9 protein-coding genes and 2 pseudogenes are annotated in these 11246 nt (G+C 71.5%); 9 read left to right on the forward strand and 2 right to left on the reverse strand.

Going from position 1 to position 11246, the window contains the following annotated elements:
- A pseudogene (locus RH94_RS01275) lies at nucleotides 1-1408 on the reverse strand (hypothetical protein); the annotation flags it as partial.
- Between the two features lie 154 nt (nucleotides 1409-1562).
- Entirely contained in the window at nucleotides 1563-3761 is a 2199-nt protein-coding gene (locus tag RH94_RS01280) for an elongation factor G-like protein EF-G2 (protein WP_073945828.1), read from the reverse strand.
- Nucleotides 3762-3995: 234 nt separating this feature from the next.
- Here RH94_RS01280 and pgsA point away from each other — a divergent pair.
- From pgsA to ruvA, 9 genes and pseudogenes are all read left to right on the forward strand, one after another.
- Nucleotides 3996-4725 (forward strand): annotated as a pseudogene (gene pgsA, locus RH94_RS01285) (phosphatidylinositol phosphate synthase).
- Entirely contained in the window at nucleotides 4722-5648 is a 927-nt protein-coding gene (locus tag RH94_RS01290; RefSeq protein WP_073945830.1) for a phosphatidylinositol mannoside acyltransferase, read from the forward strand. Before pgsA ends, RH94_RS01290 begins: the two are co-directional and overlap by 4 nt.
- Nucleotides 5645-6808 carry a glycosyltransferase family 4 protein gene (locus RH94_RS01295; protein WP_073945831.1) on the forward strand — a complete coding sequence of 388 codons (1164 nt, stop codon included), beginning with the start codon at nucleotides 5645-5647 and terminating at the stop codon, nucleotides 6806-6808. Before RH94_RS01290 ends, RH94_RS01295 begins: the two co-directional genes overlap by 4 nt.
- Nucleotides 6809-6851: 43 nt before the next feature.
- Complete coding sequence (locus RH94_RS01300) at nucleotides 6852-7403, forward strand: LemA family protein (protein ID WP_073945832.1); 552 nt, start codon at nucleotides 6852-6854, stop codon at nucleotides 7401-7403.
- Nucleotides 7404-7920: 517 nt separating this feature from the next.
- Nucleotides 7921-8769, forward strand: coding sequence for a pyridoxal 5'-phosphate synthase lyase subunit PdxS (pdxS, locus tag RH94_RS01305; RefSeq protein WP_234425445.1), 849 nt, complete (start codon nucleotides 7921-7923; stop codon nucleotides 8767-8769).
- Nucleotides 8770-8776: 7 nt separating this feature from the next.
- Complete coding sequence (gene pdxT / locus RH94_RS01310; RefSeq protein ID WP_073945834.1) at nucleotides 8777-9388, forward strand: pyridoxal 5'-phosphate synthase glutaminase subunit PdxT; 612 nt, start codon at nucleotides 8777-8779, stop codon at nucleotides 9386-9388.
- A 47-nt stretch (nucleotides 9389-9435) separates the two neighbouring features.
- On the forward strand, nucleotides 9436-10188 hold the full coding sequence (locus RH94_RS01315) for a YebC/PmpR family DNA-binding transcriptional regulator (RefSeq protein WP_073945835.1): 753 nt from the start codon (nucleotides 9436-9438) through the stop codon (nucleotides 10186-10188).
- 126 nt (nucleotides 10189-10314) lie between these two features.
- A complete protein-coding gene (gene ruvC / locus RH94_RS01320) occupies nucleotides 10315-10863 on the forward strand; it encodes a crossover junction endodeoxyribonuclease RuvC (protein ID WP_073945836.1) in 549 nt (182 codons plus the stop codon).
- On the forward strand, nucleotides 10860-11246 hold a 387-nt coding region (gene ruvA, locus RH94_RS41855), incomplete at its 3' end, for a Holliday junction branch migration protein RuvA (protein ID WP_234425444.1). The genes ruvC and ruvA, both read left to right, overlap by 4 nt.

Below are 11246 nucleotides of genomic sequence, written 5' to 3' on the forward strand. Positions count from 1 at the left end.
GGGGGGCGCGGGCGGCGAGCCGTACCACCTCGTCGGTGTCGACCAGGGGCAGCTTCACGGTGCGGGTCTCCCAGAACCGGAGCGACTTCTGGACCGTCTTCTCCTTGGCCGCCGGCTTCCCGTTGAACAGGGGGTTGACCGGTCCCAGGGCGTGGCCGGTGACCTCGATGCGCAGGGTGTCGTGCAGCACCGTCACGGTGACCAGCATGGTGATCACCAGGTGGCCGTCCCAGAGCGTCCACTGCACGCCGAGGTAGTGCCGGTCACCGCTGCCGAACTGCTGCTTGTTGCAGATGTCCTGTATGGCGTGCGTCTTGACCGTGTACGTGTCGACGTCCGTGCCGCTCGGCCGGGAGACCTCGGTCGCCTTCTCCCCGATCGGCGTGACGATCCAGTGCGTGACGGACGGCTTGGGGAAGCCGCCGGTGTTGATGGGCGTGCGTTCCAGCATCGCCAGGCCGCCCTGGATCGCGGTGATGACGTCCCAGCTGCGGAAGGGGTGGAACTCCTTGCCCGGTTCGGCGGAGGACAGTTCCTCGGCCAGCTGCCAGCTGCCCCAGCGCGTGCCCATGCCGAGTATGCCCTTGGGGCCGGCGTAGAAGACGGAGTTGGACCGCTGTTCGGCGCTGAGGCGGGCGAGTTCCTTGCGTACCTGCTCGGCCGCGTCGCCGGGGCTGCCCGGTACGGCCTCGGGGATCTTCGCCCCCACGCCGCCGCCGGAGAGCAGGGCCGTCCACTGCTCCCGCAGTTGGTGTGCCGAGCGTTCGCAGATCCGCTTGGCCCAGAACCAGCCGACGACCGGCAGGACGATCGCCGCGCGCGCGTACCACGCCCAGAAGCCGGTGAAGGGCATCTTGACCAGGAAGAGCACGGCGAGGGTGCCCACGGCGACCAGCAGGGCGGTGGCGAGGGCGCCGGCCCGCTTGTCCTCCCGCCTGCTGACGTTGGTGCGCAGGGTGAACACCAGCAGCCACATGAGGAAGCCGGGCAGGAAGAGCACTCCGCACAGCACCGTCACCGCCGTGAGCCAGTTGTCGCGCTCCCGGCGGATGCGGTGGGCGGCCAGGCAGTGTTCGACCACGACTTGGGGTTCGATGCCGAAGGACTGGATGAGCGGTGCGCGTCCGGCGCCCAGCATGCGGTCGATCACCGCGCGGGAGAAGGCCTCACCGAGCCGGGGCCGGAAGATCTTCGCCCAGGGGCGCGGCGGCTTGACCGTCGACTTGTGCCATTCGTTGTCCGCTTCGAGGATCTTGGTGACCTCGTCGTCCCGGTAGGCCGCCGAGGCCAGGGCGTAGGTCGCCGCCGTCTGCCCCGCCGCCCCGGACAGGGGCACCTGTGCCCCTGGGCTGAAATCGAATTCGTCCGCCACTGCCACCCCCTTGCCGCCGCACCTGTCCTGCGGCATTCCCGACTTCCCTGCCCCGCACACCTGTTGATCGGGTCATCAGGGTATCGGGAGCCACTGATGCGGGGAGGCGGACGGCCGGAGCCGTCCGCCTGTTCGGAACGAAGCGTTCCGGCGCCCGGGTCGTGCGCCCGGCGCGACCGTGGCGCGTCGACTACGAGGCCTCGCGCTCCTGTTGCCGGACCCGGTCGGCCACCTGCGGCGGCATCGGCTCGTGCCGTACGTAGCGGCGGTCGAAGCGGGCCGTGCCGTGCGACAGGGAGCGCAGGTCGACCGCGTACCGGCCGATCTCGATCTCGGGTACCTCGGCCCGGACGAGGATGCGGCCGTTGCCCACCTGCTCGGTGCCCAGCAGTCGGCCCCGCCGGCCGGACAGGTCGCTCATGACGGCGCCCACGTAGTCGTCGCCGACCAGCACGGTCACCTCGGCGACCGGTTCCAGCAGGTGGATCCTGGCGTCGGTCGCGGCCTCCCGCAGCGCCAGCGCGCCGGCCGTCTGGAACGCGGCGTCGGAGGAGTCCACCGAGTGGGCCTTGCCGTCGAGGAGCGTGACCCGGACGTCGATCAGCGGGTAGCCGGCGGCGACTCCCTTGGCGGCCTGGGCCCTGACGCCCTTCTCCACCGAGGGGATGAACTGCCGTGGGACGGCCCCGCCGACCACCTTGTCGACGAACTCGATGCCCGAGCCGCCCGGCAGCGGCTCCACCTCGATCTCGCAGATGGCGTACTGCCCGTGCCCGCCGGACTGCTTGACGTGCCGGCCGCGCCCGGCGGACCTGTTCGCGAACGTCTCCCGCAGGGAGACCCGGTGCGGTACGACGTCGACCTGGACGCCGTACCGGCTGCGCAGCCGCTCCAGGGCGACGTCGGCGTGCGCCTCGCCCAGGCACCACAGCACGACCTGGTGGGTGTCCTGGTTCTGCTCCAGGCGCATCGTCGGGTCTTCCGCGACCAGCCGGGCCAGGCCCTGGGAGAGCTTGTCCTCGTCCGGTTTGCTGTGCGCCTGGATGGCCAGCGGCAGCAGCGGGTCGGGCATCTGCCAGGGCTCCATCAGCAACGGGTCGTCCCTGGCGGAGAGCGTGTCGCCGGTCTCCGCGCGGCCCAGTTTCGCCACGCACGCGAGATCGCCCGCGACGGCGTGCGTCACCGGGCGCTGCTGTTTGCCGAACGGTGTGGTCAGGGCGCCGACGCGCTCGTCGACGTCGTGGTCCTCGTGCCCGCGGTCGGCCAGTCCGTGCCCGGAGACGTGCACCGTCTCGTCGGGTCGCAGGGTGCCGGAGAAGACGCGGACCAGGGAGATCCGGCCGACGTACGGGTCGGAGGAGGTCTTGACGACCTCGGCGACCAGTGGCCCGTCGGGGTCGCAGGGCTTCAGCTCGCGGGGCTTGCCGTCGATGGTGGTGACAGCGGGCGCCTCGTGCTCCAGCGGGGTCGGGAAGCCGCGGACGATCAGATCCAGGAGTTCCACCGTGCCGATGCCCTGCTTGGCGCCGTCGGCCGCGGGGGCGGCGGCCAGAACGGGGAAGAACGCCCCGCGCGTGACGGCCCGCTCCAGGTCCTCGATCAGTGTCCTGACGTCGACCTGTTCACCGCCGAGGTAGCGGTCCATGAGGGTCTCGTCCTCGCTCTCGGAGATGATCCCCTCGATCAGCCGGTTGCGGGCCTCCTCCAGCCGCGGCAGCTGGTCCTCGCCGGGCTCGGACTCCTTGCGTTCCCCGGCGGAGTAGTCGAACAGCTTCTGTGTCAGCAGCCCGACCAGCCCGGTCACGGGCGCGTGCCCGTCGTGGCCCTGCGGTCCGTGCAGCGGCAGGTACAGCGGCAGTACGGCGTCGGGGTCGTCCGCGCCGAACGCCTCCGCGCACACCCGCGTCATCTCCTCGAAGTCGGCGCGGGCGGCCTCCAGATGCGTGATCACGATGGCGCGCGGCATGCCGACGGCCGCGCACTCCTCCCACACCATGCGGGTCGAGCCGTTCACGCCGTCGGAGGCGGAGACGACGAACAGGGCCGCGTCCGCGGAGCGCAGACCGGCCCTGAGCTCCCCGACGAAGTCGGCGTAGCCGGGGGTGTCCAGAAGGTTGATCTTGATGCCGTCCCATTCGACGGGCACCAGGGAGAGCTGCACCGAGCGCTGCTGCCGGTGCTCGATCTCGTCGTAGTCCGAGAGGCTGCCGCCGTCCTCCACGCGGCCCGCCCGGTTCACCGCTCCCGCCGTCAGCGCGAGAGCCTCCACCAGAGTCGTCTTGCCCGATCCGGAGTGGCCGACCAGCACCACATTCCGTATGGACGCGGGATGGTCGGCCGCCACTGCCCTGCCGGCGGCTCCGGGGTGTGCTTGCGCCTTGTCGCCCATGATCCTGCCTCCCGTGCACGGTGAGGTCGCTGTGGGCGCGGACACGCGGCACCGCGTCACTGGCGGCTCCTGCGATCGCCCGCGGTCCTTCGAGCTTTCCACTCCCGTCACGCTGCGTCCATACGAAGGACCCGATCCCGCCGTCCACCGGCGGTCGCGAGCCCGGCCCGATCCGGACGAGAGGCCCTGGGGGCGCGGGTGCCCGGCCTTCGCGCGGGCGCGTGCGTGACTACGATGGGCCAGCCGGTGGCCAGCAGGGGCCGCCCGGCGAACACCGACCCTCGGGAAGGCCATGCTGAACAAGTACGCGCGTGCATTCTTCACGCGTGTCCTCACCCCGTTCGCCGCGTTTCTCATCCGCCGGGGCGTGAGCCCGGACACGGTCACGCTGATCGGGACGGCCGGAGTGGTCGCGGGCGCGCTGGTCTTCTACCCCCGGGGCGAGTTCTTCTGGGGCACGGTCGTGATCACGCTGTTCGTGTTCTCCGACCTCGTCGACGGCAACATGGCACGCCAGCTGGGCCGTTCCAGCCGCTGGGGGGCCTTCCTGGACTCCACGCTCGACCGGGTCGCCGACGGCGCGATCTTCGGCGGGTTCGCCCTGTGGTACGCGGGGCACGGCGACAACAACGTGCTGTGCGCGGTGTCGATCTTCTGTCTGGCCAGTGGCCAGGTCGTGTCGTACACCAAGGCCCGGGGCGAGTCGATCGGCCTGCCCGTCGCCGTCAACGGCCTGGTCGAGCGGGCCGAACGACTGGTGATCTCGCTGGTCGCGGCCGGGTTCGCGGGCCTGCACAAGTTCGGTGTGCCGGGCATCCAGTACCTGCTGCCGGTCGCCCTGTGGATCGTCGCCGCCGGCAGCCTGGTCACGCTGATCCAGCGGGTCGTCACCGTCCGCCGCGAGTCGGCCGAGGCGGAGGCCGCCGAGGCCCTGCCGGAGCAGGGGAGCGAGGCGGCGAAATGAGCGGGGCGAGCGTCCAGGAGCGGCTCACCGACGCGCTGTACGGCCTCGGCTGGGGCACGGTCAAGAAGCTGCCCGAACCGGTCGCCGTGCGGCTGGGCCGCGTCATCGCCGACCTCGCCTTCAAGCAGGGCGGCAAGGGCGTGAAGCGGCTGGAGAGCAACTACGCGCGCGTGGTGCCCGACGCGACTCCCGAGCGCCTGGCCGAACTCACGCGCGCGGGCATGCGCTCGTACCTGCGGTACTGGATGGAGTCCTTCCGGCTGCCGGCCTGGAGCGTCGAGCGGATCAGGACCGGCTTCGACCCCAAGGGCCTGCACCACCTGACCGACGGCCTCGCGGCCGGCCGGGGTGTCGTCCTCGCCCTGCCCCACCTGGCCAACTGGGACCTGGCCGGCGCCTGGGTCACCACCGAGCTGAAGACGCCGTTCACGACCGTCGCCGAGCGTCTGAAGCCCGAGACGCTCTACGACCGGTTCGTCGCGTACCGGGAGGGCCTGGGCATGGAGGTCCTGCCGCACAGCGGCGGCTCCGCGTTCGGCACGCTGGCCCGGCGGCTGCGCGACGGCGGACTGGTCTGTCTGGTCGCCGACCGTGACCTGTCCGCCTCCGGAGTGGAGGTGGAGTTCTTCGGCGGGACGGCCCGGATGCCCGCCGGGCCCGCCCTGCTCGCCCAGCAGACGGGCGCCCTGCTGCTGCCCGTCACGCTGTGGTACGACGACTCGCCCGTGATGCGGGGCCGCATCCACCCCCCGATCGAGGTACCCGGGACAGGTACGCGGGCCGAGAGGACGTCTGTCATGACACAGGCACTGGCCGACGCCTTCGCCACGGGGATCGCCGAGCATCCGGAGGACTGGCACATGCTGCAGCGTTTGTGGCTCGCGGACCTGGAACCCCGCCCCGCGGACGGGGAGGGGGCGTGAGGATCGGCATCGTCTGCCCGTACTCCTGGGACGTGCCGGGCGGCGTCCAGTTCCACATCCGCGACCTGGCCGAATACTTCATCGCCCTAGGCCACGAGGTGTCCGTGCTCGCCCCCGCCGACGACGACACCCCGCTGCCGCCCTACGTCGTCTCGGCCGGCCGCGCGGTCCCGGTGCCGTACAACGGCTCGGTGGCCCGGCTCAACTTCGGCTTCCTGTCGGCGGCCCGGGTACGGCGCTGGCTGCACGAGGGCCGCTTCGACGTGATCCACATCCACGAGCCGGCCTCGCCGTCGCTGGGGCTGCTGACCTGCTGGGCGGCGCAGGGCCCGATCGTCGCCACCTTCCACACCTCGAACCCCAGGTCGAGGGCGATGATCGCCGCGTACTCGATCCTCCAGGCCGCCCTGGAGAAGATCAGCGCCCGGATCGCGGTCAGCGAGTACGCCCGGCGCACCCTCGTCGAGCATCTCGGCGGGGACGCGGTGGTCATCCCCAACGGCGTCGACGTGGACTTCTTCGCCCGGGCCGAGCCCAGACCCGAGTGGCAGGGGGACACGATCGGCTTCGTCGGCCGCATCGACGAGCCCCGCAAGGGCCTGCCCGTCCTGATGCGGGCCCTGCCGGCGATCCTCGCCGCCCGCCCGCACACCCGCCTGCTGGTCGCGGGCCGCGGCGACGAGAAGGAGGCGGTGGAGGGACTGCCGGAGGAACTGCGCTCGCGCGTCGAGTTCCTGGGCATGATCAGCGACGAGGACAAGGCCCGCTTCCTGCGCAGCGTCGATCTCTACGTCGCCCCCAACACCGGCGGCGAGTCCTTCGGCATCATCCTCGTCGAGGCCATGTCCGCCGGCGCCCCGGTCCTCGCCGCCGACCTCGACGCCTTCGCCCAGGTCCTCGACCAGGGCAAGGCCGGCGAGCTGTTCACCAACGAGGACGCCGACTCCCTGGCCGAAGCGGCCGTACGCCTCCTGGCCGACCCCGACCGCCGCGCCGAACTCCGCGAACGCGGCAGCACCCACGTCCGCCGCTTCGACTGGTCGACGGTCGGCGCGGACATCCTGTCCGTCTACGAGACGGTGACGGCGGGCGCGGCGGCGGTGGCGGCGGACGAGCGGGCGACGGGTCTGCGGGCACGGCTGGGCCTGGCACGGGACTGACGCCCGGGGGAGTGTGCGGGCGAGGCCACCCGGGCCGATAGCCTTGCCGCCTGTGACCGCAACCCTCATCTGGATCCTCGTCGCGCTCGTCGCCGTCGGCCTGTACCTGAGCTGGACGGCGGGGCGGCTGGACCGGCTGCACGCCCGCATCGACGCGGCCCGCGCCGCACTGGACGCCCAGCTGCTGCGCCGCGCCTCCGTGACCCAGGAGCTGGCCACCTCCGGAGTGCTCGACCCGGCCGCCTCGATCGTGCTCTACGAGGCCGCGCACGCCGCCCGGCAGGCCGAGGAGGACCAGCGGGAGGTGGCCGAGAGCGAGCTGAGCCAGGCCCTGCGGGCCGTGTTCGCCGAGGTGCAGCAGGTGGAGGCGGTCCGTGAGGCGCCCGGGGGAGAGGAGGCGGCCCGCGAGCTGACCGAGGCCGTGCGCAGGGTGCCGATGGCCCGCCGCTTCCACAACGACGCCGTCGGCGCGGCCCGCAGACTCCGCGAGCACCGCAAGGTCCGCTGGTTCCGTCTGGCCGGACACGCCCCCTTCCCGATGGCCTTCGAAATGGACGACGAACCACCCGCAGCACTGTCGGACCGCCCGGCCTGACCGACCTCACGACGCAGGCGTCCGGAGACCCCTACGATCCGGCTCGCTTTTCGCGCTCGCACCGGGGCTCGGGGCTCGGGGCGCACCTCCCGCCCCGAGCCGGTGGCCGCCCCACCGCAACGGGCGGGCCGGGCGGCCGGGTTGGGGGTGCAGGGGGCGAAACCTCCGCCGGGATGAGGGGGTGGAGTCCCCGCCGGGGTGCAGGGGCGGAGCCCCGTCGGGGCCTGGGGCGGAGTCCCGGAACGGCACCTTTCCTCCCACCGAGACGGACGGGAGGGTGGGGAACTGGAGGTGCAGGAACGGAGCCCCAGGAACGGGTGCGGCGTCCGTCCCCAGGACCCCGGAGGGAAAAGGATCCACCGGCTTCCCATTGGCCCTTGCCGTGGACTGGTCCGCTCACGTTTCCTCGGCGGTGCACCAAACCCCTTTTTCCACCCGAGTGAGGTCACCCGTGTCCACCACGATTTCCGACTCCGCCCAGACCCCCGAGACCGGCACCGCGCGCGTGAAGCGCGGCATGGCCGAGCAGCTCAAGGGCGGCGTGATCATGGACGTCGTCACGCCGGAGCAGGCGAAGATCGCCGAGGACGCGGGCGCCGTCGCGGTCATGGCCCTGGAGAGGGTCCCGGCCGACATCCGCAAGGACGGCGGAGTGGCCCGCATGTCCGACCCGGACATGATCGAGGGCATCATCGACGCCGTCTCCATCCCGGTCATGGCAAAGTCCCGCATCGGCCACTTCGTCGAGGCCCAGGTCCTGCAGTCCCTCGGCGTCGACTACATCGACGAGTCCGAGGTCCTCACCCCGGCCGACGAGGTCAACCACTCCGACAAGTGGGCCTTCACCACCCCCTTCGTCTGCGGTGCCACCAACCTGGGCGAGGCCCTGCGCCGCATCGCCGAGGGCGCCGCGATGATCCGCTCCAAGGGCGAGGCCGGCACCGGCAACGTCGTCGAGGCCGTCCGCCACCTGCGCCAGATCAAGAACGAGATCGCCAGGCTGCGCGGCTACGACAACCACGAGCTGTACGCCGCCGCCAAGGAGCTGCGCGCCCCGTACGAGCTGGTCAAGGAGGTCGCCGAGCTCGGCAAGCTCCCGGTCGTGCTGTTCTCCGCCGGCGGCGTGGCCACCCCCGCCGACGCCGCCCTGATGCGCCAGCTCGGCGCCGAGGGCGTCTTCGTCGGCTCCGGCATCTTCAAGTCCGGCGACCCGGCCAAGCGCGCCGCCGCCATCGTGAAGGCCACCACCTTCTACGACGACCCGAAGATCATCGCGGACGCGTCCCGCAACCTCGGCGAGGCCATGGTCGGCATCAACTGCGACACCCTCCCCGAGTCCGAGCGCTACGCCAACCGCGGCTGGTAACCACCCCATGACCGACGAAGCCCCTGTCATCGGCGTCCTGGCCCTCCAGGGCGACGTACGGGAGCACCTCATCGCCCTGGCCGCGGCCGACGCCGTGGCCAGGCCGGTGCGGCGCCCCGAGGAACTCGCCGAGGTCGACGGTCTCGTCCTCCCCGGCGGTGAGTCCACCACCATCTCCAAGCTGGCCGTCCTCTTCGGTGTGATGGACCCGCTCCGCGCGCGCGTGCGCGACGGCATGCCCGTCTACGGCACCTGCGCCGGCATGATCATGCTCGCCGACAAGATCCTCGACCCGCGCGCGGACCAGGAGACCGTCGGCGGAATCGACATGATCGTGCGCCGCAACGCCTTCGGGCGGCAGAACGAGTCCTTCGAGGCGGCCGTCGACGTCAAGGGCGTCGCGGGCGGTCCCGTGGAGGGTGTCTTCATCCGCGCGCCCTGGGTCGAGTCCGTCGGTGCCGGAACCGAGGTGCTCGCCGAGCACGACGGCCACATCGTCGCGGTCCGCCAGGACAACGCGCTGGCCACGTCGTTCCACCCGGAGCTGACCGGCGACCACCGGGTGCACGCCCTGTTCGTCGACATGGTGCGCGCGAACCGGACACCGGAGTCCTTGTAGGATTCCTGCGTTCGGACAGAGACGGGTTACGCGAAGGAGACAGGAAGATGGCCGGCCACTCCAAATGGGCCACGACGAAGCACAAGAAGGCCGTCCTCGATGCCAAGCGCGGCAAACTCTTCGCGAAACTCATCAAGAACATCGAGGTCGCCTCCCGCATGGGCGGCGCCGACCTGGACGGCAACCCGACGCTGTACGACGCCGTCCAGAAGGCGAAGAAGCAGTCGGTCCCGAACAAGAACATCGACTCGGCGATCAAGCGCGGCGCGGGCCTGGAGGCCGGCGGCGCCGACTACGAGACGATCATGTACGAGGGCTACGGGCCGAACGGTGTCGCCGTGCTCATCGAGTGCCTCACCGACAACCGCAACCGTGCCGCCTCGGACGTCCGCGTCGCCATGACCCGCAACGGCGGCTCCATGGCCGACCCCGGCTCGGTGTCGTACCTCTTCAACCGCAAGGGCGTCGTGATCGTCCCCAAGGGTGAGCTGGCCGAGGACGACGTCCTGGCCGCCGTCCTGGACGCGGGCGCCGAGGAGGTCAACGACCTCGGCGAGTCCTTCGAGGTCCTCAGCGAGGCCACCGACCTGGTCGCGGTCCGCACCGCCCTCCAGGACGCGGGCATCGACTACGACTCCGCCGAGGCCAACTTCGTCCCGACCATGCAGGTCGAACTGGACGAGGAGGGTGCCAAGAAGATCTTCAAGCTGATCGACGCGCTCGAGGACAGCGACGACGTGCAGAACGTCTTCGCCAACTTCGACGTCAGCGACGAGATCATGGAGAAGGTCGGCGCATAGCGCTGCCACGAGCCTCGCGGGATTCCGACGGGTCGGTGGGTCACTCCCGCCGGCCCGTCTCTTTGCGGGCGTTGTCAGTGGCACCCGATAGCCTGCACGAACAGGCGATTGCTGGGAGGGAGACGCGTGCGCGTACTGGGGGTGGACCCGGGGCTGACCCGCTGCGGTGTCGGCGTCGTCGAGGGGGTCGCGGGCCGGCCGCTGACCATGCTCGGCGTCGGTGTCGTGCGCACTCCGGCGGACGCCGACCTGAGCCACCGCCTTCTCGCCGTCGAACAGGGCCTGGAGCGGTGGCTGGACGAGTACCGGCCCGAATGCGTCGCCGTGGAACGCGTCTTCAGCCAGCACAACGTGCGCACCGTCATGGGGACCGCCCAGGCCAGCGCCGTGGCCATGCTCTGCGCGGCCCGCCGCGGCATTCCCGTCGCCCTGCACACCCCCAGCGAGGTCAAGGCCGCCGTCACCGGCAGCGGCCGCGCCGACAAGGCACAGGTCGGTGCCATGGTCACCCGGCTGCTGCGGCTCGACGCGCCCCCGAAGCCGGCCGACGCCGCCGACGCCCTCGCCCTCGCCATCTGCCACATCTGGCGCGCCCCCGCGCAGAACCGGCTCCAGCGGGCCGTCGCCCTGCACGCGGCCGCGGCACCGACGACAACGAAAGGCCGTACGTCATGATCGCCTTCGTCAGCGGCACCGTCGCCGCACTCGCCCCCGACGCCGCGGTGGTCGAGGTCGGCGGTGTCGGCATGGCCGTGCAGTGCACCCCGAACACGCTGTCCGCGCTCCGCCTCGGCCGGCCGGCCAAGCTCGCCACCTCCCTCGTCGTGCGGGAGGACTCGCTGACCCTGTACGGCTTCGCGGACGACGACGAACGCCAGGTCTTCGAGCTGCTGCAGACCGCGAGCGGAGTGGGACCGCGGCTCGCCCAGGCGATGCTGGCCGTGCACACCCCCGACGCCCTGCGCCGGGCCGTCGCCACCGGTGACGAGAAGGCCCTCACCGCCGTCCCCGGCATCGGCAAGAAGGGCGCCCAGAAGCTCCTGCTGGAGCTCAAGGAC

The organism is Streptomyces kebangsaanensis (assembly GCF_001906585.1).
GTDB lineage: Bacteria > Actinomycetota > Actinomycetes > Streptomycetales > Streptomycetaceae > Streptomyces > Streptomyces kebangsaanensis.

Bases quoted from the DNA above. Each gene is read 5' to 3' on its own strand.
- RH94_RS01280 (WP_073945828.1), bottom strand. From the start codon at position 3,761: ATGGGCGACAAGGCGCAAGCACACCCCGGAGCCGCCGGCAGGGCAGTG.
- pdxT (WP_073945834.1), top strand. From the start codon at position 8,777: ATGACCGACGAAGCCCCTGTCATCGGCGTCCTGGCCCTCCAGGGCGAC.
- RH94_RS01290 (WP_073945830.1), top strand. From the start codon at position 4,722: ATGAGCGGGGCGAGCGTCCAGGAGCGGCTCACCGACGCGCTGTACGGC.
- pdxS (WP_234425445.1), top strand. From the start codon at position 7,921: ATGGCCGAGCAGCTCAAGGGCGGCGTGATCATGGACGTCGTCACGCCG.
- RH94_RS01315 (WP_073945835.1), top strand. From the start codon at position 9,436: ATGGCCGGCCACTCCAAATGGGCCACGACGAAGCACAAGAAGGCCGTC.